Source organism: Bacillus sp. JJ675 (genome assembly GCF_036963165.1).
Classification (GTDB): Bacteria; Bacillota; Bacilli; order Bacillales; family Bacillaceae; genus Bacillus; species Bacillus glycinifermentans.
The window spans coordinates 82,261-104,461 of the sequence record NZ_JBALMR010000008.1 but is presented as its reverse complement, the minus strand read 5'-3'; the positions used below and the strand labels follow the sequence as shown (position 1 = coordinate 104,461).

The following is a 22,201-nucleotide window of genomic DNA, read 5'->3' as shown; positions in this document are numbered from 1 at the left end:
ATCAAAGGGGGGAAGAGCATTGGATCATGTCATCTTCAAGATTCCGCCGCTGCCTGTTCTGATCACCTGCGGAGAAGGGGTATTCAAAACAGGGGAAAAACACGTGAAACGTGAATATTCCGTCTTTGACCTCTTATATGTCATAAAAGGGGAGCTGTTTTTGACCGAAGGCGGCAAGCCTTTCCGCGTCACAGAGGGGGAGTACATCATCCTCATCCCGGGGCTGGAGCATTACGGACATCAGGGCTGTCTGGAGGATACCCATTATTTCTGGCTCCACTTTCAAGAGGAGGCGTACGAATTGGCGGATCAGGGAGGTGAGAACTGGACCGGACTCAAGCTTGAGCACGGAACGTTTGAAACGCCCCCTTTATACAGCCTGAGACTTCCGAGAAAAGGGAAAGTCGATCAAAAGGCTTTTATAGAAAAGCAGTTTAGAAGCTTGCTTGATGATTCTGCCGAAAATTCGGATTTGCCTCTCAGAAAACAGCTCCTGTTCGAAGAGCTGCTCATTCACCTGCAAAAAGAGGCATTCCGCATTCCTTCCGCGAATGAACGGGTGGCATCGGAAGCGCAGCGCTATATCGACCGCCACTACAAAGAAAAGCTCAGCATGGATCAGCTGTCGGCCGCTCTGCATTATCACCAGGACTACATCACCCGCTGCATGCAAAAAGTGTTCGGCCAAACGCCGGGGCAGTATGCCAACAAGGCGCGCATGCATGAAGCAAAACGGCTGCTTTCGGTGACAAATGACAAAATGTCATCGATCGCCGAACAAGTCGGCATCGACGATCCGACGTATTTTTCAAAGCTTTTCAAACAGATGGAAGGCATGTCGCCTGTCGAGTACAGAAGGATGATCAAGAGGAGCATCGAATAAGGTATAGGAAAAAACGGATCGGAGGAGAAAACACATGGACTCCATATGCGGCGATAAAGTCAAATTGCGTCAGATTACGATGGATGACGTTCCTGAGTTATGGACTATGATCTATGGGACAAAAAAACCTGAATGGAAAAAGTGGGATGCGCCTTATTTTCCGCTCCAGCCTGAGCCGTATCAATATTTTGCAGAATCATTCTTGCCGCTATTGAAAGAAAAGTCGCCCCGCTATGCAGCGATAGAGATTGACGGACGGTTTAAGGGGACGGTTTCTTATTATTGGGAATGCAGGCCGACCCGCTGGCTTGAATGCGGCATCGTCATCTATGATCCACAGTTTTGGAACGGCGGATACGGCACTGAAGCGGTGAAGCTGTGGGTCGGCTGGTTGTTTGAAAACATCGATGTTGAAAGAATCGGGATGACGACGTGGTCCGGGAACGGGCGGATGATGAAGTGCGCGGAAAAAGCGGGTTTTACATTGGAAGGGCGGCTTCGAAAAGTCAGGTATTACGATGGGGTTTACTATGATTCAATAGATACGGAATATTGAGGGAAGAGTGGGAGCATATTTGCGGAGAAGGCTGCCGCATTCTATAATAAACGACGAGATAGAATACGGATGAGGGAGAAAATATGAAAATCACGATTTATGATGTGGCAGAAGCGGCCGGCGTTTCGATTTCCACGGTGTCGCGCGTGATCAACAACACCGGGAGAATCAGCCAATCGACAAGACAAAAAGTATTCGAGGTTATGAAAGACCTCAATTATCAGCCGAATGTCCATGCATCAGCGCTGACCGGGAAGCGGACGAACATCATCGGCCTTCTGACGCCTGATATCTCCAACCCTTTTTTCGGCGAACTGGCCAAAAGCGTGGAAGAACGGGCGGATGAGCTCGGATTCAGCATCATCATGTGTTCCACGGACAGGGACCCGAAAAAAGAGACAAAATATTTTTCAGTGCTGAGGCAAAAAAATGTCGACGGAATCATTTTTGCGACAGGCATTGAAAACAAAGAGAGCTTGGCGGCGGTTGAGGATATCGCCGATGAAGGCATACCGCTCGTCATGATTTCGCAGGACCGCGCTCTTTTTCCGATGGATGTCGTGGTTATTGACGACTTGATGGCCGGATATATAGCGGCAAAGCATTTAATCTCGCTCGGCCATAAAAGCATCGCCTGTGTGATCGGCGACGGAACGACAACGTGTGAAAAAGACCGTCTGAAGGGCTTTAAAAAAGCGATGGATGAAGCAGGGATTGCCGCCGGAGAGTTGCTGACGGCAGGAAACGGCTTCTCCCTTCAAGGCGGTAAAAAAGCCGCGGCATCCATATTCTCTCAAAAGGTACCGACAGCTGTTTTGGCGATCAATGATGTGCTCGCCTGTGCAGTGATCCAGACGGCGAAGGAATGGGGGCTGGAAGTGCCCGGGGATGTATCGGTGATCGGCTTTGATAATACGATGCTGGCCGAAATGGTCGCTCCGCCGCTCACTACCGTTTCCCAGCCGATCGAAGAAATGGGGCGCCGCGTTGTCGAACTGCTTGCGGAAGAGATTCGCGGCGCGAAAAAATCAAAAAGCAAGACGATTTTAGCACCGGAGCTTATCATCAGACAGTCGACGGCTCGGCCGCGAACAACAGAAAAAACACAGGAAAAGGGCAGCTTTAATTAATTCAAAAAGCGGCTCTTTTTTTGCAGGAGGGAGCAAGCGCTTGTCCTTAATTTTTTCCGAACGCACCATCATTGATCTGACAAAATTATAAAAAAGTATTGCGGAAGCAATTAATCAGCGATAAAATGGAATCGAATTTGAGCAAGCGCTTTCTCAATAAGCGGGGAGCCATATTCCGCGATAGAACCCGTCTTAGCCTGCTACAAAAATAAAACGCTTACAAATCGGACGGGCCGCCGTCAGACGAATAAACAGCGAAGGGAGAAAAAAACGTGGAAAAAACCGTGAAATGTGCAGTATTGGGATTGGGGAGGCTCGGCCTTTATCATGCGAAAAACTTAAAAACCGCAGTACAAGGGGCGGAGCTTGCGGCTGTAGCCGATCCGCTCAAAGGAAAGGCAGAGCAGGCGGCTTCAGAGCTTTCAGTCGAAAAATGGTCAGAGGATCCGTACGAAATCCTGGAAGATCCGGATATTGAGGCCGTCATTATCGTCACGCCGACGACGACTCATGCGGAAATCATTAAAAAGGCGGCCGATTGCGGGAAGCAGATTTTTGTCGAAAAGCCGCTGACACTCAGCCTTGAGGAATCAAAAGAGGTCACAGCAAAAATCGAGGAGGCCGGCGTCATTTGCCAGGTCGGCTTTATGAGGCGGTTCGATCCGGCATATGCCGATGCGAAAAGAAGAATCGATGCCGGCGAGATCGGCAAACCCGTCTATTTTAAAGGATTTACGCGTGACTTCGGTTCCCCGCCGGCTGAATTTATTAAAAACAGCGGCGGCATTTTTGTCGATTGTTCCATCCATGATTATGATATTGCGCGCTATGTAATGGGCGCCGAAATCACTTCTGTATCGGGGCACGGCCGGGTTGTAAAGCATGACTTTATGGCCGAATGCGGGGACGTCGATCAGGCGCTGACCTATATGGAATTCGATTCAGGAGCAGCCGGCGATACGGAGGCGAGCCGGAATTCTCCTCACGGCTATGACATTCGCGCTGAAATCATCGGAACCGAAGGCAGCATTTTTGTCGGATCGCTCAGAAACAAACCGGTGACGATGCTCACCGGAAAAGGCAGCAGCTATGACATCATTCCCGATTTTCAGACGAGGTTTCATGAAGCGTATTGTCTGGAGCTTGAACATTTTGCCGAATGCGTCCGCAATCAGACAAAACCGATCGTAACCGCTCATGACGCGACCATTAATCTGGAAATCGCGATCGCGGCAACCGAATCATATAAAAGAGGCAAGCCTGTCAACCTTCAGAATCAGGCGGGGCGGATGACGGTTTAGAAAGGGCGGGACACGCACGCGCGAACAATCCCGCAGACCCTTAATAAATGATCGATTCATTCGTATTCTTTAAAAAAGAATCGAAGCATGGACTTCCAGACACAAGCTGTTGGAGGTTTTCTGACAAGGGGGATATAGATGGGCACAGCCGGCGTTCAGTTTGATAAAGTCGCTGAAGAATACGATTTTGCAGCAAGCCTTTTGAATGATCATTCATTTTTTCTGTCCAACATGCCTTTAAAAAAGGGGACGGCATTAGACATTGGCTGCGGCACAGGCTTGCTCGCTCACGAGCTGTCCGGTCATTTTGATCATGTGATTGGCATTGATCTATCAAATGAAATGCTGGAGATCGCCAGGCGTAAACGCCGGGTCCCAAATACCGAATATTTGAAAATGGATGCGAATGATCTTCGATTCTCCGGTCTCTTTGATTTCATTGTCAGCAGGACGACATTTCATCATTTGGAAGATGTGCCGAATGTGATCTGCAGAATGAAAGAATTATTGCATCCAGGAGGAAAGATCGTCATCATCGATAATGTATCAGAGGTTGAGACGCCGCCCGCGTATGTGTATGTGCTGGGAGCGATTCGAGAATTTTTTCCCAACTGTTTTACATTCGGAATAAAAAGTGCCGCAAGGGTGTTCAGGCATCAGACCTCAAAACCGTGGCTTGAACATTTAGCGGCAGACAAATACCTTTCAGAACAAGCATACTACGATCTTTACGGACCATTGCTTCCGGGCTGCACATTCCGCCGGATGGGCTGGGCGATGGGGATCGTCTGGGAAAACAAGCCGATCGGTCAAAACGGACTTGAATTGTGATGTGCGACCTTTTTAAACGAAATCATTGCGTGTTTGTTATCGGTCTGAGTTTCACTTGATAACGAACTTTAATATCCATGTTTTCCCACAATTTCTCCCAATGTTCATCGCTCATCGGCTTTGTGAACGGGAACAGCGCTTCACCGCCGATTTCGAGAGGATCTGCTTTGACCTGCTGCATTTTTTTCAGCAGGCCGGCTGTCCGCCTTTCCAATTCAGATTCGATATCTTGGACAAGCATGTCGAATTCTCTTTGATCCTGGAGGTTTTTCTCTCCGTCATATTCTTCGATTCCGGCGTTAACGCTGACATTCATTGTTAACGCCGTCTTTTTTTCGTTCAATTCGAAATAGACCGCCGATCGTGCCTGGCCAAGCACAATCGAATGCCCGGGAAGGGGGAAATATTTGAGATATCGATTATTGTTGATGATCTGAAAGGTTTGATCATCGATTCCTGAAATAACGTTTGCCAGTTTATCATCTTGAAACAGGGCGGTGCCTTCATATTTGAAATGATATCCATCTGTTTGGAACACCGGGGCGTACGGATCAGAAAAATGAGTATAAAGCTGATTTTTGAAATGATGCAGATTAACGATGCTCATCTCTCCCTGGCTTGCTTTTTCATAATGACGCAATGTTTGATAAAGGTAGAAATCGAACTTTTTGCTTTCCTTTAGTGCATTAGTCATATATTTGTCAAAATCCCCATTAACAATGATGAGGTAAAGGCGCGGGCCGATTTTCGCATCGGATAGCAGAGAGTTCACGATCTTTATAATCCCTTTCCTGGCAAGCCTTTCTTCAATCATAACCATCCGAAGCTGTCCGTTTTTTAATTCGTTATAGTAATTTAAGTCGAAATTTTTTCCAAACTGCTTGACCATTTTGACTTCTTTATTAAAAATCCGCTTTTCTTCAAATCCAATCGGCGGGACGAGCGTGCTCATGGACAGCTTTCCGTTACCCGCTTCTTTGATGAACCAAAATGTGACGGGCGAGATTTCTTCAATCTCGTTGTTTTCAACAAATGGAGAACATCCCTGTGCTGTCAATAAAAAAGTGATCGCAATGTATAATAAAGCAGCTTTTCTTTGTGTCATTCCATACGCCCCTTTAGCTTGCCGGCTATGACGAGTAATGAAGGAACCAGCGTGTAAGTGACGGCACCGATCGATACTTCAAGCAAAAACCATATGTTTTGCTGTTCGCCCGTTTTCCAAAACCATGTGCTTAATACGAGAGTGCCTGCCAAAATGAAAAGGATGCTTGAGTAAAATCCTTTTCTCGTCACAGGCTTTGAAACTTTTTTCAACAGGATGCTCACTCCTCCGTAGAAACATAGAAGAAAGATTGCAATGACGAATGCGAAATGAAACATATGAGCAGACAGCAACAAGGTATCGATTCGTTCCAAGACCGGCGATTGCAGATAGCGCAGCATGTTCATCACCGGAAAAAGGGTTTCACGCAAATAGGAAGAACCGTAAAAAAATAATGATGCTATGAACAGCAGCAAATATTCAAAGAGCGAAATCGCATTTCCGATCGTTAAGCATTTCAGCACTTTCGTATGTTTGCTGAACCAGGGAGCCAGGCAAATCAGATATTCGGGACTCGAAAACGCAGATCAGGTCACAAGCAGCGCTTTCCATGACTGCCTGGTCCATTCAAACGGAATGAGCGGGTATAAATTATTCAGCGAAGCGATCGGGGGAACATAGAATCTGATAAACAAAAAAACGATCCAAAATGACGACATGAACGCAATGATCACAAACCTCATCGTATTTCCATCCCGCGGGAAGCCGTATAACCGCCGATTAAAATGATAAACAACACAAGCCAGTTAATATTGATAGCCGGAAAAATAAAGTGGCGGACGCTTTCAGCGTAGCTTACGACCATAATCATGATTTTGACGGACAGCTGAAGCAGGCCGATCAAAACGAAAAAGCGGAGTTTTCTTTCGCCGAAAAGCTCTGCAAAGCCCTCATATCCCCTGGCAGCAGGATGTGCCTTCAGGAACTTTGATAAAATAACCAAATTCAACTGTGACGGCATCCCGATCGCAATCATGATGAAGATCATGTAAGGGTGAACCAAATACATCGGCAGGACCAGGATATAGAAAAGAACCTGCATCTGGTTGGTGATAAAGATCATATACAGGCCGTCAAGAGGCCGCGTTTTGTTAAATAGCGTGAAGGGGTTCACCCGATCACCTCCTTTTGCCATATCTCCATTTTTGAAGGGGGTGTAAAAATTCCCGGTCGCCTTTTCAGCCAGATTAGCGGACTGCGGATGAATAGATCGAGCCAATCCCTTAAATATAAAGGCGAGAACGGCGCAAAATAAGGCTGTTTCAGGGAAGTGAGCCCATTCAAATGGACAAACAGCCCGATCAGCCCGAAGATCATTCCGAAAAAGCCGAGGCAAGCCGTTAACACGAGCATGATAAAATGCATTAACGTATAGCCTTTTGCCACCATGTAATTCGGCACCAAAAAAGAAGCGACCGTTGAAATTCCGACGAGAACAATTAAAACTTTGCTGACGAAACCGGCTTGAACCGCTGCTTCTCCGATGATGATTCCGGAAATGACTCCCAATGTCGAGCTTGATTTGACAGGCATACGCACGCTTGCTTCCTTAATGATTTCGATGACGATCAGCATGAGGGCGGCTTCCCAAAACGGGTTGAACGGGACCTTGCTTCGCGATTCGATCAAAACAAAAAGAATCTGCAGAGGGATCATATGATAATGATGGGTCGATAACGCCACATAAATAGGGATCAACATGATCGACAGAAAAAAGCTAAAATAACGAAGACATCTGAGAAAGCTAGATATCGGCCAGCGGATTGTATAATCTTCAGGCGAATGGAAAAGGTGAAAAAACGTAATCGGCGCATTTAGAGCGTACGGTGTATTATCGACCAAAATGGTGATTTTGCCGATGCTCAAATTGTACACGCAAATATCCGGGCGCTCTGTCTGCTGAAACTGGGGGAAGATCGAATAATGGTGACCCTCAATTAGTTCTGCAAGCTGAGCAGAATCAAAGACCGTATCAAAATCGATCTCCGAAATTCTTTTTTTCACATCCTCTACAAATTCACGGTTGGTCAGGCCGGCAATATAGACGATCATGACAGAAGTTTTGCTCAACGTTCCGGCTGTTAAGCTTTCCGTTTTTAAATTTGTCAAAGGCAGGCGTCTCCGTATCAAAGACAAATTGATCCCGATCTGTTCAGTGAAGCTGTCTTTTGGCCCGTATATTACCGTTTCCGTAAGAGAAGATTCAATTGGGCGCCCCAATTGATTTCTCATCGGTATCGCGAACCACTGCTTCTCAAGCGGATCGTGTATCAACACAGATCCTGTCATCAGATGCTCTTTTGCTTCAGCAAAAGATTCAACATGCAAAACATTTGACACCAAGCTTTTTAAAGAGAGGTATACCGTTTCTTCCGAACAGTTGATAAGGGGTTTGATAATCGCTTGCTGAAGGAGACCCCCGTCAATGATCGTATTGATAAAGTAAAATACGGCTTTTTGTCCGCTTTCCGTTTCATGTTCTTCCACTTTGGCATCTGCCATGCCTTTGATTGCTTCTTGAACGGATTCAGTACTAAGAGCGGTTTTTGCACCTGAGATGTGATCTATCGTCGTTAGTCTGTATTTTCGAAACATCGGCATCCCTCATCAGCGATTGATCAAAATGGTTTCCGGCGCTTTCCAGATGTGTTTATTGTGCTCTCCGAAGCTTAATTTATACAGGAGACTTAAACGGCGAAACCCGGGGAAGCCCCGAGTTTAAGCAAATAACGAGGCGCCGAGATAAACGGCGAGCATCCACATCATGACACCGGAGATTTTATTAAAGAAGATCAGTACGGATCCGCGCGAATCGAGCCTCCTGAGGATTCGCCCTGCCGAGGCGAGTCCGGCAAACCATATCCACGAAACGAAGATGCAAGATCCGGTAAACAGCCACTTTTCCCGGCCGTCGTATGTCAACGAATTGGTACCGATCACCCCGACGATATCAAGGATTGCATGAGGATTTAAAAGGGATACGGCCGCCGCAAAAGCGATCTGCTTTTTCGCCGTCATGCCTAAAGAACCGGTGTCTTCTCCGGAGGGCCTGCTGTTCCATGTGACCCATCCTATAAAGAGGAGAAAGCAAGTGCCTGCTGCAATCAAGACAATCTTTACGGCGGGGATCCCGGCGACAGCCGCGGAAACGCCTGTGACCGCGGCGATAATGAGCAGCGTGTCGCATAATGAAGCGGAAACGACAAGCGGCAGCACCCGCCAAAAGCTTTGTGAAACTGCACCTTGCTGAAAGATAAAAACGTTTTGCGCGCCTAAGGGCAAAATCAGCCCAAAAGCGAGAATCATTCCGTGAATTGCTGCGTTCATTGTTAGCAAAAACTCCTTTCATCAAAAAACGTCTGTTTTATTGTAGTGCGGGGAGCGGATCTTGTCTCCAGCCATTTGGATGGTATAAGAGCCCAGCCAAATGATATAGTTGAAAAAAGGAGCGAAAACGACGCATGAATAATCGGCTGAACCGAAACTCAGAAATTCCGCTGTATCAGCAAATCGAACAGATCATCAAGGGAAAAATTGTAAAAGGGGAATGGCCTGCCGGAACGAAAATCCCTTCCCAGCGAAAGCTTGCCGATGTCTTCCGGGTTAACCGGAGCACGGTGACCGCGGCGATTGACGAATTAACCGCGAGAGGCCTTCTTGAAGGAAAGCGGGGAGGCGGAACAAAAGTGACGAATCATACGTGGAAAAGCCTCTCCGCCGTGCGGCCGCTCGATTGGACAAGCTATGTCCGGTCGGGGATTCACCGCCCGAATTCGACGACGATTCAGGAAATCAACCGGCAGGAATTCAATGAAGGCATGATCAGACTCGGAACGGGAGAATTGTCGCCTGAGCTCTTGCCTTACAGGCAAATGAAAGAGGTTCTCGCAGGTGCTGAAGTTGAACAACAACTGTCGCTTGGCTATGAAGAGCCGAAAGGAAACCGCTATGCAAGGGAAGCGGTGGCAGAGCATCTAAAGCGAAAAGGGGTGAATACTTCGCCGGACTCCATTTTAATCGTCTCCGGCGCCTTGCAGGCTTTGCAGCTCATCGCGGTCGGCCTTCTGAAGCGAAGATCGGCCGTACTCACGGAAAGGCCGTCATACCTGTACTCGCTGCACGTTTTCCAATCGATGGAGATGAGGCTCTTCGGGATCCCGGTTGATGAAAGTGGACTTGATCCCGCATTCATCCCGGCATGCAAAAAGCAATACGGTGCAGACCTTTTGTACACGATTCCGTCATTCCACAACCCGACGGGCAGACAAATGTCGGAAGACAGAAAAAAAGAGCTGATTCGAATCAGCAAAGCGTACTCCCTTCCGATCATCGAGGACGATGCATACGGCGATTTATGGCTCGACGGTCCGCCGCCTCCGCCGCTGAAAGCCTTTGATCAGGACGGCAGCGTCCTTTATGTCGGGACGCTGTCAAAGACCGTCAGCCCAGGTCTGCGCATTGGCTGGGTCGCTGGTCCCGAGCCCGTCATCGAAAGGCTGGCTGACATTAAAATGCAGGCGGATTACGGCTCAAGCTCGCTTTCCCAATGGGCTGCTGCCAAATGGCTTTCGGGCGGCCTTTACGAAAAACACCTCATGGAGATCAGAAAAAAGCTGAAAATCAGGCGTGATGCAGCGCTTCGCAGTCTTAAAGCCCATTGCGGGGCGATCGCAACCTGGGAAAAGCCGAGCGGCGGATTTTACATTTGGGTCACATTTCATAAACCGCTGCCGCTCAATACGTTATTCGAAAGGGCGCTGAAGAGAAATGTCCTGATCAACCCTGGAACGCTATATGATAAAGAAGCAAAACAAAGCATCAGACTGTCCTACTCCTACGCCTCTATATCCGATCTCGAAACAGGCATCCGAACGGTTGCGGAACTGGCGCGGGAACTGATGTGACGAACGCCTTCATAAGGCCGGCGGGGCAAGCCGGCCTATTCCTCCCCAATACACAATCTCCAATTCAGGTCTAAAAGACAATGGTAAAAAACAGTAATTTCCATTATAAAATGACTTTTGATTCGTATTAAGAATGTCAGCAAAGCGAAGAGACACCTTCTTATGAGAAAAATCACATTTTTCCGAATCTTATTGACAGGCCCGTGTCACAAAATATACACTTTTTTTGTCATTGAAAATGATAATCTTTATCAATTGGAGGAGTGCTTTTCATGTCTGTACAAACCAGTTCTAAAAATCGAGTGTTTTTGGAGCAGCAAAATAGAAGAGAATCAAACGCACGTTCATATCCGAGGCGGTTTCCGCTTGCCATGCAAACGGCCGAAGGCATTTTTGTGACGGATGCGGATGGAAAGCAATATTACGACTGCCTGGCAGGTGCGGGTACGCTTGCGCTCGGTCATAATCATCCAGTTGTCATTGAAGCGATTCAAAAAATGATCGATGAAAAGCGCCCTCTGCACACGCTTGATATCACGTCTGAAATAAAAGAAGAGTTCATCAGCGAAGTGTTTGCAAGCCTTCCTGAATCATTTGCCAAGCGGGCGAAGATTCAGTTTTGCGGTCCGACAGGCGGCGATGCGATTGAAGCCGCAATCAAGCTTGTGAAAACGGCGACAGGCAGGAGAAGCATCCTGTCGTTTCAAGGCGGATACCACGGGGCAACTCACGGAACGATGGCGTTAAGCGGCAATTTGTCACCGAAAGAAAACGTCCAGGGGCTGATGCCTGATGTTCATTTTCTCCCGTACCCTTATGAGTACCGCTGCCCGTTCGGAGCCGGCGGAGAGGAGACCCACCGCCTGTCAAGCGCATATATCGAAAACGTGCTCGACGATCCTGAAAGCGGTATCCTGCCTCCGGCGGGGATGATTTTTGAAGCCGTCCAAGGCGAAGGCGGCTCTGTCCCGGCGCGTGCCGAATGGATAAGGGAAATGAGAAGAATCACAAAAGAACGCGGCATCCCGCTGATCATCGACGAGGTGCAGACCGGAATCGGCAGAACCGGAAAAATGTTTGCGTTTGAACACGCCGGCATCATACCTGATGTCATCGTCCTGTCGAAAGCGATCGGCGGAAGCCTGCCGCTGTCTGTCGTCGTCTATGACCGTGACCTAGACCAGTGGGCCCCGGGCGCGCACATCGGTACATTCAGGGGAAATCAGATGGCAATGGCGGCCGGAACGGCAACATTAAAATACATGAAAGAAAACGGCATTCTGCTACACGTGGAAAAAGCCGGCGCCAAATTCATGCAGCATTTACAGGACATACAGCGCCATATCCCCGAAATCGGCGATGTCAGAGGTCGGGGCCTGATGATCGGCGCAGAAATCGTCTCCCCGCTCCAAAAACAAAGCGCTGCCGGCACCCCGCCGGCCGATCCGGAGCTTGCAGCAAAGATCCAAAGAAAATGCTTTGAAAAAGGCCTGATCGTCGAAACAGGCGGCCGCCACGGCAGCGTCATCCGCTTTTTGCCGCCTTTGATCGTGACGGAAGAGCAAATCGCCGACATCACAGCGATTTTCAAAGAGGCTGTCTATGAAGCTCTCAAGTAAGGAGAGAACCTTCGATTCCCTCTTCATGCACGGCGGCAAACAGGGAATCGAAGCCTACCGGAAAGCAGTTGAGGCCGTTGTGAACATCTTGTCGGACGAATGGAAGAGGGACGCGGATCCGTACAGCGGAAACATGCCGCACGAATTGGACGGTCCCGTCAGAAACGTCTGCTCGTTTCGCGAAACGGGCGAGCCGCTTGAGAGCGTTCTTGAACAATTACAGGAAGTCTGCCTGCAGAACCGCATCCGTGTCGAGCATCCGAAATGCATCGCGCATCTTCATTGTCCGCCTGTGATTCCGGCTGTGGCAGCGGAAATGCTGATCAGCGTCATGAACCTGTCGATGGATTCATTTGACCAAAGCGGGGCAGCGTCCTTGATCGAAGAGGAAATGGTGCAGTGGCTCTGCCGGAAATTTCATTACGGCAAGGAAGCGGACGGGACGTTTACGAGCGGCGGGACGCAGTCGAATCACATGGGGCTGCTGTTGGCGCGCGATGCGTATTGCGAAAAGCGGTGGAACTGGAATGTGCAAAAAGACGGACTGCCTCCTGAAGCAGACCGTCTGCGGATTCTTTGTTCAAAGGACGCCCATTTCACCGTGAAACGGTCGGCTTCACAGCTGGGATTGGGCGAGCGTGCCGTCGTTCTTGTCGACACGGATGAAAACAAGCGGATGTGCCTCTTCGATTTACAGAAGAAAACAGACATGCTGAAAGATTCCGGCCTTTATCCGTTTGCGCTCGTTGCGACATGCGGAACGACCGACTTCGGAAGCATTGACCCGCTGTCAGAGCTCGCGGATGCGGCCGGCAGAAGCGGCCTCTGGCTCCACGTAGACGCGGCATACGGCGGAGCTTTGATCATGAGTAAAATGCGGCGCGATAAATTGGCCGGAATCGAACGGGCCGATTCTGTCAGCGTTGATTTCCACAAGCTGTTTTACCAGCCGGTCAGCTGCGGGGCATTTCTCGTGAAAGACAGGAGGCTTTTCCGCTTTATTGATCATCATGCCGCTTATTTGAATCCTGAAGAGGATGAAGCTGACGGTCTCGTGCACCTCGTCAATAAATCGCTTCAAACAACAAGGCGCTTTGACGCTTTAAAGCTGTTGATCTCGCTGCGCGTCCTCGGCGAAAATTCATTTGCCGATATGATTGACGGAACGTTCGTCTTAGCAGAAGCCGCGGCGCAAAGGATTGCGGCAAAAGATCATTTCGAACTGCTGAATCCGCGCCCTGAGCTGAACGCTGTCGTCTTCCGCCATCTGGCCGGAGACGATGACGAAGAAAATGATGATGTAAACAAATACGTCCACCGGGAACTGTTTCAAACCGGACGGGCCGTCATCGCTAAAACGACAGCAGACGGGAAAACGTATTTAAAATTTACGCTTCTTAATCCGAGAACAGCTCTTTCTGACATTGAAGACGTTCTTTGCGAGATCGAAGAGCTTGCAGGCTTGTATTTGAAAAGCAGGAGGGTAAAATGATGGGTTCTTATCAAGAAATTGCAGAACATGCTACGATGCAAAGCTTTTTAAATTGCTATTTGCGGGAGACCGGTATCAAAGCGGCAGAAACCCGGACCGGAGCCGGGAAGATGCTGATTGTGCCGCTTGCGTATCAGCAAATCGAGCTGATCGCCCCTGTGAAATATTGGTCGGAAACGGGGAGGCACCTGTTCTCCTTTCCGCTTTATTACAGAATAAATAGGGACGGAAAAGAGCTTCCGCTCGACTACGTCACACTCGTCGCCCTCGCGTCAAAAGAATTGCTTCTTCAGCAAAACAACAGGGTCGCAGAGGATGAATTCATGCTCAGGGTGGTGCTGAGCTGCCGCAATATCCGCCGCTATGTCGAAGAAAGGGCGAATGATCAGGAAGAGCTGAACGCAGCTGACTTTTCCTTTATCGAAGCCGAGCAGTCGCTTCTTTTGGGACATCTCATGCACCCGACGCCGAAAAGCAGGCAGGGGATGACGGATGAAGAAGAAAAAATCTTTTCACCCGAATTGAAGGGGGAATTTCAGCTTCACTACTTTAAAGCGCATGCTTCACTCGTGCTTCATGATTCAGCGGCAGGCACGAAAGCGCCGCTGTTGATTGAAGAAGAACTGAGAAACGACCCATCCGTTGATAAAAAATGGCTTGAAAAAGAGACAAGGAACCCCGATTTTGTGCTGATCCCGGCCCATCCCTTGCAAGCAAGAGCCCTGTTGGATAAACCGTTCGTCAAAAGGCTGATCGATGAAGGAGTGCTTACATACCTTGGAGCAAAAGGACGGACGTTTACGGCAACCTCCTCTGTCCGCACAGTATACAGCAAACGCTCAAGGTTTATGTACAAATTTTCGGTCCCGATCAAAATCACGAATTCGCTCCGCGTCAACAAGCAAAAGGAACTTGACAGGGGCGTTGAGATGGCTCGCCTTCTCGAAACAGAGCTCGGTGAAAGACTGAAGGACAAATTTCCCGGCTTCCGCGTGATCAAGGACCCGGCCTATCTTTCAATCAAAGGAGAAAACGGAGAGTCCGGATTTGAAGTCGTGATCAGGGAAAATCCGTTTTATGAAGACGACCGTTCCGCAACACTTGTCGCCGGTTTATGCCAGGACCATGCATACGGAAAAGAATCAAGGCTCGGTTCGATCATCAAAACGCTGGCAGCCCGGGAAGGACGGCCGACAGAGGATGTGAGCGCCGATTGGTTTGACAAGTATTTGTCCATTTCGCTTGACCCTGTCTTATGGCTGTTTGAAACATACGGCCTTGCGATCGAAGCCCACCAGCAAAACGCCGTCGTTCGCCTGAAAAACGGCTATCCGGAAACGTTTTATTACAGGGACAACCAGGGCTATTACTACAGCGAATCAAAGGTGCACATTCTTTCCGGGCTTGCCCCGGATTTAAGCGAAAAAAGCGAGACGATCTGCTCAGACGGGGTTGCCGTCGAAAGGCTGCGCTATTATTTCTTCTTCAACCACTTGTTTGGACTTGTAAATGGGTTCGGGTCGGAAGGACTGATCAGGGAAGAAGCACTGCTCGCGATGATCAGGGAACGGCTTTTAGAAGCGGAGAAAACGTACGGCATCACCGAATTGACGGACAGCCTGCTGCGCTTTCCTGCGCTTCCGTGCAAAGCAAACCTCTTGACGCGCTTTTACGACATGGATGAACTGACGGGTTCGCTTGAAACGCAGTCCCGCTACACGTCTGTCGCAAATCCGCTTCTGAGGGAGGCGGCTGCCGTCCATGAGTAGAAGAATCACGTTTCGAAAGGCTGATTACGAAAGGGACATATCCCTCGTATACCGATGGATGCAAGAAGAGCATGTGATCCCGTTTTGGCATTTGAATATGCCGCTTCCGGAATTTGAGGTGCATTTTCACAAAGCGATCACAGACCCTCATCAGACGCTGTACATCGGCTGTATTGACGGCGTGCCGATGAGCTACTGGGAATCGTACTGGGTCAAAGGGGACATCATCGAACACCATTATGAAAATGCGCCATATGATCAGGGCGTCCACCTCTTAATCGGGGAAAAGGCGTATTTGGGAAAAGGCTTGGCACTACCGCTTTTGGAAGCGATGGTCAGGCTGCAATTTGAGGCGCCTGAGACCGAGAAGGTGATTGCAGAGCCGGATATCCGCAATAAAAAAATGATTCATATCTTTGAAAAAGCAGGCTTCCGGCCGGTCAAACCCGTAACCCTTCCTGATAAAAGGGGACTATTGATGTTTTGTGATCGAAAACGCTTTTTTGAAAAGGAGAAAAGACATGAACTCAACATGCAAACAAAATGATGTATACGATGTGATCGGCGTCGGCATCGGACCTTTTAATCTCGGCCTCGCAGCTTTAGCTGATTCCGTGCCTGAGATCGATGCGCTGTTTTTTGAACGGAACGGCAGCTTTAACTGGCATCCCGGATTGCTGATCGAAGGGACGACCTTGCAGGTGCCGTTTTTGGCCGACTTGGCAAGCATGGCCGATGTGACGAACAAATACAGCTTTTTGAACTATCTTCAAAAGCATAACCGGCTTTACTCGTTTTACTTTTTGGAAAATTTCCACATTCCGAGAGCGGAATATAACCATTACTGCCAATGGGTTGCCGAAAGCCTCGATTCCTGCCGCTTCGGCATGAACGTTGAGAGCATAGCCCTGGTTGAAACCGTTAACGGCGCTGTCTACGAAGTGCGGGTCGTCGACCAAACGAACGGAGCCGAATCCGTCTATTTCAGCAGGCATATCGCGCTCGGCATCGGGACCGGTCCGCACGTTCCGGAACCTTTAAGGGATGCGCTCGGCGGCGAGGTATTCCACTCTTCCGACTATTTAATGAAAAAACGCGATGGATTCAAGGGAAAAACGGTTGCCGTCGTCGGCTCAGGCCAAAGCGCGGCGGAAATATTTTACGATCTGGCGGCTGGCGGCTGCGCCCGGCATGTGAGCTGGCTGACCCGCTCAAAAGGCTTCTTTCCGATGGAATATTCGAATCTCGGCCTTGAATACTTTTCGCCAGATTATATCGATTTTTTCTATCAGCTTCCGCAATGGAAAAAAGATGAACTGCTCAGAGAACAAGACTTGCTCTACAAAGGGATCAGCGCGAAGACAATTTCCGACATCTATCATCTGCTGTATGAGCGCACAGCCGCAGGCCGCGCCGCATCCTTTGACCTGCAATCGATGACAGAGGTCAAGCGCATCGAGCGTGCAGCCGAAAGCTTCATTCTCCATTGCTCGCACCGCGTGAATGAAGAACGGTTCGAGCGACGGGCCGATGCCGTCATCCTGGCGACGGGCTATAAAGAAAGAATGCCGGAATTTCTCGCCCCGATAAACGGCCTGATCGAAAAGGATGACAGCGGGCGCTTCGCCGTAACGCGAGATTACCGGCTGAAGACGACGGCCAAAACGGACAACCGCATCTTTGTGCAAAACGGGGAGCTGCATACACACGGCGTGGGAGCCCCTGACCTGGGGCTCGGCGCCTACCGCAACTCAGTTATCATCAACCAGCTTGCCGGAAGAGAAGTATACCCCGTCAGCCATAAAACGGTCTTTCAGACGTTCGGAACGGGGAGCACAGAAAAAGCGGCCGTGCCAAACGGCTGAATAAGGAGGCGTTTTTCATGTTGTTTAAAGACGAAGTGAACAGGGTCCTTCATAAGGACAGATGGGAAAAAGTCCATCAGCGGCTGCTTGCGAAAATGCTTTCCGAATACATGTATGAGGATATCATCAAACCGTCTTTGATTGAGGAAAAAAACGGAATTTCCCGCTATGAGCTGCAGACTTCAGAGGATAAAGCGTACCGGTTTTCAGCGAAGCGCCGCATGTTTGACAGTTATGAAGCGCTGGCTGACTCGATCGAAGTGCAAAGGTCCGGATATTGGACGAGCGATGTAAGCGCGATAGAGTTTCTTCTCGACATTCAGCCGCATATTCCGATGAGTCCGGAAACGGCGGGGCATTTAATCAAAGAGTTCAACCATACGATGCTTGCCGACGCCCATTTGCTGGCAAAGGACGCACTCTCGGCGGACGAGCTTACAGAGGCCGATTATGCCGTGATTGAAGGGGAAATGACGGGACATCCGTGGATTGTCTACAATAAAGGAAGGATCGGCTTTGGCTATGACGACTACCTCCGCTTCGCCCCGGAAAACCGGAAGGCGGTGCAGCTTTTGTGGATCGCCGTTCATAAAAAAACGGCCACGTTCCATTCGGTCGACGGGCTCGATTATGAGACGCTGATCAATGGAGAGCTTGATGAAGTGTCATTAAAGCAGTTTGCAAAAAAAATAGAAAAACAGGGTGCCGAGCCAAAAGACTACTATTTGCTGCCCGTCCATGAATGGCAGTGGACAAACGCGATCATCCTGCAATTTCCCGAAGAGATTGCATCAGGTGCGATCATCCCTTTAGGAGAGGGGAAGGATCAATACTTGCCGCAGCAATCGATCAGAACGTTTACAAATATCACCCATAAACATAAGCATCATATCAAACTGCCGATGAGCATATTAAATACGCTCGTATACAGGGGGCTCCCTTCAGAGCGGACGGTTATTGCGCCGAAAATCACGGAGCATATTAAAGGGATCGCCGAACACGATCCGTTTTTAAGAGAAGAATGCAGGGTCATTCTCCCGGGGGAGAATGCGAGTCTGAACGTGAACCATCCATACTATCATTCTCTTGAAAAAGCGCCGTATCAATATTTGGAAATGCTTGGCGCCATCTTTAGAGAAAGCATTTATACGTATTTGGAAGAAGGAGAGCACCCTGTGACGCTTGCATCATTGACATATGCCGATCAAAACGGCGTTCCTTTTATCAAATGCCTGATCGAAAAGTCGGGGCTTTCGGCAGATGAGTGGATCGGACAGCTCTTTCAAACGATGATGCCGCCGCTGCTTCACTTTATGTACCGGTACGGCACCGTCTTCTCGCCGCACGGGCAAAATACGATCCTCGTATTAAAAGGCTATAAGCCTCACAGGCTCGCGATCAAAGATTTCGTCGATGACGTTAACATCAGCGATCAACCCCTGCCAGAGCTGGCCGGTTTGACGGATGATTTAAAAGCGGTTCTCAGAAGCGAGCCGCCGGAAGGGCTCGTGCAGTTCATTTTCACGGGGCTATTCATCTGCCATTTGCGGTATGTGGCCAACATTTTGGATAACCATGATCTGCTTCCGGAAAAGCGCCTCTGGAAAGCGCTCGCTGACGCCATTTTGGATTATCAGCGAAAATTCCCCGAGCTGCGCGAGCGCTTTGAGCTGTTTGACTTGTTCAAGCCCAAACTGACGAAGCTTTGCCTGAACCGGAACCGGATGGTTGACTACGGCTACAGGGACGGAGATGACCGTCCGCATGCGTCCGAATTCGGAAAGGTGACAAACGCGCTTACCCAATTCAAAAAAGAAGCCGCACAGCTCTGATGCTGTTTGCGGCTTCCTGAGCCCCGCACGCGGCGGGGCTTTTTTACAAGGTTTTATACATCAATACATGAGGGCCGATATGGGGAATTTCATAAACATCGCCTTTTTCGCTGAAACCGAGCCTTTTATAATACTCCTTTACCGATGTTCTCGCATTGCACCATAAAAGGTCAGCTCTTCTTTCGCGGAGGCGCTCTTCTGCACTGCGGATTAACGCGCTTCCCGCTTTTTGCTTGCGAAAGCCTTCAAGCGTTGCCATTCCTCTCAGCTGATACTGAAGGACGCCTTCAAGATCGGAGCGGGGTGATCTGTGAAAAGAAGCGATGCTGATTAATGTTCCGTCTATAAACCCGCCGAGGTGAAATGTCCCGTCAAGCAAATCTGTTTCATAACGGCAGGCATCAGCCGGCTGATTCGGCCGCAAAATGCGATGCCTGATGTCATACGTTTTCTCTGCCGTGATTTCTTTCACTTCAACCATATGATGTCCCCCTTTAGATCATTGTACATTAAAGTATCTTGCTTCAGGGTGTGAGACGACGATCGCCGATACGGAGGCTTCAGGCTCCATCATAAACCCGTCTGTCAAATGAACGCCGATCCCTTCAGGCTGAATGAGCCTGAACAGCTTTTCCTGATCCTCAAGGTTCGGACACGCCGGATACCCGAAGGAATAGCGCTGCCCTTGGTACTTCGCCTGAAAACGCTGCTCCATGGTGAAGTCCGGTGCATCAGGAAAGCCCCAGCGGTCGCGGATGATTTGATGCGTCCGCTCGGCGAGCCCTTCGGCAAGCTCGAGAGCGAGGGCCTGGACCGCGTGGCTTTTTAAATAATCGCCTTCCGCTTTAAAGCGGTTCGCAATTTCCCTCACGTGTCTGCCCGCGGTCACCGCGAAGAATGACACATAATCGAGCTCTCCTTTCGGCCGTATATAATCGGAAATACAGCGGAACGGAAGCTTCTCCTGCCTCGGAAAAACAAACGTTTCCAGAATCTTGGCGTGATTTCCGGGATCGAGGATATGAAGCGCGTCGCCGTCGCTGTACGCCGGGAAAAATTGATAGACGACGGCGGGATCGAACCAGCCGTGCTTTTTCCCTTCGAAGAGCAATCCGTCGATTAATGCTTTCAGGTCGAGTGCTTTATGATTTTTTTCAGCCAGCAGCTTTTTCACTTTTCCTTTCAAACCGAGGTGATGGCCGATGAGCATTTGTTCATTTACATACGGCACAATGTAGGAAAGGTCAATGTTTTTCAAATAATGCCGCTTCAAGTCTTCCGGCTGAAAGACCGGCGCCTCCGGAACGAGCGCCCGTTTTTCAAGCATTTCTATAACGGCCGCCGACGGTTTCTTTTCTGCAACAGCAGCGGGTGCAGCCTGTTCCTTTTTCTCGAGAAACTGCGACGGGTCCTTCCTCAGCTCGTTGGCGAGGGATAAGCCGTCCATGGCGTCCTTTGCGTATAAAACAGGCCCTTTATATTCAGGCGAGATCTTCATATTCGTAAATTTTCTCGAAAGCGCGGCACCGCCGACCATAATCGGGATGGAAATCTCGGCTTTATCAAGGTCTTGCGCGGTGACGACCATCTGCTGCGCGGATTTGACGAGCAGCCCCGACAAACCGATAATGTCGGGATTTTCTTTGCGGATCGCTTCGATGAGCTCCTGCGGCGTCACTTTAATTCCGAGGTCTACGACTTTGTAGCCGTTGTTGCTTAAAATGATGTCGACCAGGTTTTTGCCGATATCGTGTACATCGCCTTTTACAGTCGCCAGAATGATCTTGCCTTTGCCGCTGTCGTCCTTTTTCTCCATATACTGCTCAAGAAACGAAACGGCGGCTTTCATGACTTCCGCAGACTGAAGCACTTCGGCTACGATCAGTTCATTGTCGTTAAACAGCCGTCCGACCTCCGCCATCCCGTCCATCAGCGGGCCGTTGATGACGTCAAGCGGAGTGTCGTATTTCACCAGCGCTTTCTCAAGATCGGGAATGAGGCCTTCTTTCGTTCCTTCGATGACATAACCGGCGAGGCGTTCATCGAGTGAAAGGGATGTCTTCGGCTGTTTGTCCGCTTTTTTCTTTCCCCTGTAAAACTCGGTGAATGCCGCCAGCGTCTTGTCATCGGTATGGAACAGGAGCTTTTCGGCCATTTCGACCTCCTGTTTTGGAATTGAGGCGAAGCGTTCGAGCTTTTCGGTATTGACGATCGCATAATCAAGCCCGGCCTGTGTGGCGTGGTATAAAAAGACGGCATTTAAGATTTCCCTGCCGACTGGAGGGAGGCCGAACGATACGTTGCTGACCCCGAGGATCGTCAAGCATTCGGGCAGCTTGTCTTTGATGAGGCGGATGCCTTCAACCGTTTCTTTCGCAGAGCCGATATACTGTTCATCACCGGTTCCAACGGGAAAGACGAGCGGGTCAAAAATAATGTCGCATGCCGGAACCCCGTATTTTTTCGTGAGCAGCTCATAGGAGCGAACGGCGACGTCCAATTTTTTTTCCGCGGTCACGGCCATTCCAGTTTCATCGATCGTCCCGACGACAAGCGCGCCCCCGAACCGCTTGATGAGCGGAAGGATGTCTGCGAATCGTTCCTCTCCGTCCTCGAGGTTGATCGAGTTGATGATCGCTTTCCCCTGCGAATACTTTAGCGCCTTTTCGATGACCGCTTTATCGGTCGAATCGATCACAAACGGAGCCTTCACTTTTTTCATCGCTTCTTTTAAAAAGCCTTCCATATCCTCCGCTTCATCGCGGTCGGGATCGGCGAGGCAGATGTCGATGACATGCGCCCCGTTTTTCACTTGGGCTCTTGCGATTTCAGCAGCTTCCTCGAATTTTCGTTCGGCGATGAGGCGCTTGAATTTTCGCGAACCGATGACATTTGTCCGCTCCCCGACAAAAAG

Annotated in this window: 19 protein-coding genes and 1 pseudogene; 12 read left to right on the top strand and 8 right to left on the bottom strand. The window is 49.4% G+C overall.

Going from position 1 to position 22,201, the window contains the following annotated elements; genetic code table 11:
• Positions 1–19 precede the first annotated feature (19 nt).
• The 5 genes and pseudogenes from V7126_RS02180 to V7126_RS02160 all read left to right on the top strand — a co-directional run bounded on the left by V7126_RS02180 (position 20) and on the right by V7126_RS02160 (position 4,701).
• On the top strand, positions 20–883 hold the full coding sequence (locus V7126_RS02180; RefSeq protein WP_046131273.1) for an AraC family transcriptional regulator: 864 nt from the start codon (positions 20–22) through the stop codon (positions 881–883).
• 34 nt (positions 884–917) lie between these two features.
• Positions 918–1,486 (top strand): annotated as a pseudogene (locus V7126_RS02175) (GNAT family N-acetyltransferase).
• Positions 1,487–1,522: 36 nt separating this feature from the next.
• Entirely contained in the window at positions 1,523–2,569 is a 1,047-nt protein-coding gene (locus V7126_RS02170) for a LacI family DNA-binding transcriptional regulator (RefSeq protein ID WP_046131271.1), read from the top strand.
• Positions 2,570–2,841: 272 nt separating this feature from the next.
• Positions 2,842–3,870: a Gfo/Idh/MocA family oxidoreductase gene (locus tag V7126_RS02165; RefSeq protein ID WP_335496321.1), complete on the top strand. Its 1,029-nt coding sequence runs from the start codon at positions 2,842–2,844 to the stop codon at positions 3,868–3,870.
• A gap of 138 nt (positions 3,871–4,008) precedes the next feature.
• Positions 4,009–4,701, top strand: coding sequence for a class I SAM-dependent methyltransferase (locus tag V7126_RS02160; RefSeq protein ID WP_335496319.1), 693 nt, complete (start codon positions 4,009–4,011; stop codon positions 4,699–4,701).
• 22 nt (positions 4,702–4,723) lie between these two features.
• Here V7126_RS02160 and V7126_RS02155 read toward each other — a convergent pair whose 3' ends face one another.
• The 6 genes from V7126_RS02155 to V7126_RS02130 form a co-directional block, all read right to left on the bottom strand.
• Entirely contained in the window at positions 4,724–5,806 is a 1,083-nt protein-coding gene (locus V7126_RS02155; RefSeq protein WP_335496317.1) for a Ger(x)C family spore germination C-terminal domain-containing protein, read from the bottom strand.
• Complete coding sequence (locus V7126_RS02150; protein ID WP_335496314.1) at positions 5,803–6,270, bottom strand: GerAB/ArcD/ProY family transporter; 468 nt, start codon at positions 6,268–6,270, stop codon at positions 5,803–5,805. The genes V7126_RS02155 and V7126_RS02150 overlap by 4 nt, the downstream gene beginning before the upstream one ends.
• A 63-nt stretch (positions 6,271–6,333) precedes the next feature.
• Positions 6,334–6,489: a hypothetical protein gene (locus V7126_RS02145; RefSeq protein ID WP_335496312.1), complete on the bottom strand. Its 156-nt coding sequence runs from the start codon at positions 6,487–6,489 to the stop codon at positions 6,334–6,336.
• Positions 6,486–6,920, bottom strand: coding sequence for a hypothetical protein (locus V7126_RS02140; protein WP_335496310.1), 435 nt, complete (start codon positions 6,918–6,920; stop codon positions 6,486–6,488). Before V7126_RS02140 ends, V7126_RS02145 begins: the two co-directional genes overlap by 4 nt.
• Positions 6,917–8,401 (bottom strand): spore germination protein, encoded by a 1,485-nt coding sequence (locus V7126_RS02135; protein ID WP_335496307.1) that lies wholly within the window; start codon positions 8,399–8,401, stop codon positions 6,917–6,919. Before V7126_RS02135 ends, V7126_RS02140 begins: the two co-directional genes overlap by 4 nt.
• Positions 8,402–8,524: 123 nt before the next feature.
• A complete protein-coding gene (locus V7126_RS02130; protein ID WP_335496304.1) occupies positions 8,525–9,133 on the bottom strand; it encodes a LysE/ArgO family amino acid transporter in 609 nt (202 codons plus the stop codon).
• A 134-nt stretch (positions 9,134–9,267) separates the two neighbouring features.
• On the opposite strand from V7126_RS02130, the gene V7126_RS02125 reads away from it, so the two are divergent.
• The 7 genes from V7126_RS02125 to V7126_RS02095 all read left to right on the top strand — a co-directional run bounded on the left by V7126_RS02125 (position 9,268) and on the right by V7126_RS02095 (position 19,287).
• Positions 9,268–10,710: a PLP-dependent aminotransferase family protein gene (locus tag V7126_RS02125; protein ID WP_335496302.1), complete on the top strand. Its 1,443-nt coding sequence runs from the start codon at positions 9,268–9,270 to the stop codon at positions 10,708–10,710.
• Between the two features lie 272 nt (positions 10,711–10,982).
• Complete coding sequence (locus tag V7126_RS02120; RefSeq protein WP_175076179.1) at positions 10,983–12,329, top strand: aspartate aminotransferase family protein; 1,347 nt, start codon at positions 10,983–10,985, stop codon at positions 12,327–12,329.
• Positions 12,313–13,821 (top strand): pyridoxal phosphate-dependent decarboxylase family protein, encoded by a 1,509-nt coding sequence (locus tag V7126_RS02115; protein WP_335496299.1) that lies wholly within the window; start codon positions 12,313–12,315, stop codon positions 13,819–13,821. The genes V7126_RS02120 and V7126_RS02115 overlap by 17 nt, the downstream gene beginning before the upstream one ends.
• Entirely contained in the window at positions 13,821–15,590 is a 1,770-nt protein-coding gene (locus V7126_RS02110) for an IucA/IucC family protein (protein ID WP_046131261.1), read from the top strand. The genes V7126_RS02115 and V7126_RS02110 overlap by 1 nt, the downstream gene beginning before the upstream one ends.
• On the top strand, positions 15,583–16,137 hold the full coding sequence (locus V7126_RS02105) for a GNAT family N-acetyltransferase (protein WP_335496296.1): 555 nt from the start codon (positions 15,583–15,585) through the stop codon (positions 16,135–16,137). The genes V7126_RS02110 and V7126_RS02105 overlap by 8 nt, the downstream gene beginning before the upstream one ends.
• Positions 16,112–17,455, top strand: a complete 1,344-nt coding sequence (locus tag V7126_RS02100; protein WP_335496293.1) for a lysine N(6)-hydroxylase/L-ornithine N(5)-oxygenase family protein — start codon at positions 16,112–16,114, stop codon at positions 17,453–17,455. Before V7126_RS02105 ends, V7126_RS02100 begins: the two co-directional genes overlap by 26 nt.
• Positions 17,456–17,472: 17 nt before the next feature.
• Positions 17,473–19,287, top strand: a complete 1,815-nt coding sequence (locus V7126_RS02095; protein ID WP_335496290.1) for an IucA/IucC family protein — start codon at positions 17,473–17,475, stop codon at positions 19,285–19,287.
• A 43-nt stretch (positions 19,288–19,330) separates the two neighbouring features.
• Here the strand turns inward: V7126_RS02095 and V7126_RS02090 are convergent, their stop codons facing one another.
• Both V7126_RS02090 and V7126_RS02085 read right to left on the bottom strand, forming a co-directional pair.
• Positions 19,331–19,768, bottom strand: coding sequence for a GNAT family N-acetyltransferase (locus V7126_RS02090; RefSeq protein ID WP_046131257.1), 438 nt, complete (start codon positions 19,766–19,768; stop codon positions 19,331–19,333).
• A gap of 18 nt (positions 19,769–19,786) precedes the next feature.
• A partial coding sequence (locus tag V7126_RS02085) for a vitamin B12 dependent-methionine synthase activation domain-containing protein (RefSeq protein WP_335496286.1) occupies positions 19,787–22,201 on the bottom strand: 2,415 nt, incomplete at its 5' end.

Excerpts from the sequence above, each read along its gene's own strand:
- V7126_RS02170 (WP_046131271.1), top strand. The coding sequence starts at position 1,523 with ATGAAAATCACGATTTATGATGTGGCAGAAGCGGCCGGCGTTTCGATT.
- V7126_RS02160 (WP_335496319.1), top strand. The coding sequence starts at position 4,009 with ATGGGCACAGCCGGCGTTCAGTTTGATAAAGTCGCTGAAGAATACGAT.
- V7126_RS02155 (WP_335496317.1), bottom strand. The coding sequence starts at position 5,806 with ATGACACAAAGAAAAGCTGCTTTATTATACATTGCGATCACTTTTTTA.
- V7126_RS02145 (WP_335496312.1), bottom strand. The coding sequence starts at position 6,489 with ATGAGGTTTGTGATCATTGCGTTCATGTCGTCATTTTGGATCGTTTTT.
- V7126_RS02135 (WP_335496307.1), bottom strand. The coding sequence starts at position 8,401 with ATGTTTCGAAAATACAGACTAACGACGATAGATCACATCTCAGGTGCA.
- V7126_RS02130 (WP_335496304.1), bottom strand. The coding sequence starts at position 9,133 with ATGAACGCAGCAATTCACGGAATGATTCTCGCTTTTGGGCTGATTTTG.
- V7126_RS02125 (WP_335496302.1), top strand. The coding sequence starts at position 9,268 with ATGAATAATCGGCTGAACCGAAACTCAGAAATTCCGCTGTATCAGCAA.
- V7126_RS02120 (WP_175076179.1), top strand. The coding sequence starts at position 10,983 with ATGTCTGTACAAACCAGTTCTAAAAATCGAGTGTTTTTGGAGCAGCAA.
- V7126_RS02115 (WP_335496299.1), top strand. The coding sequence starts at position 12,313 with ATGAAGCTCTCAAGTAAGGAGAGAACCTTCGATTCCCTCTTCATGCAC.
- V7126_RS02110 (WP_046131261.1), top strand. The coding sequence starts at position 13,821 with ATGGGTTCTTATCAAGAAATTGCAGAACATGCTACGATGCAAAGCTTT.
- V7126_RS02105 (WP_335496296.1), top strand. The coding sequence starts at position 15,583 with ATGAGTAGAAGAATCACGTTTCGAAAGGCTGATTACGAAAGGGACATA.
- V7126_RS02100 (WP_335496293.1), top strand. The coding sequence starts at position 16,112 with ATGAACTCAACATGCAAACAAAATGATGTATACGATGTGATCGGCGTC.
- V7126_RS02095 (WP_335496290.1), top strand. The coding sequence starts at position 17,473 with ATGTTGTTTAAAGACGAAGTGAACAGGGTCCTTCATAAGGACAGATGG.
- V7126_RS02090 (WP_046131257.1), bottom strand. The coding sequence starts at position 19,768 with ATGGTTGAAGTGAAAGAAATCACGGCAGAGAAAACGTATGACATCAGG.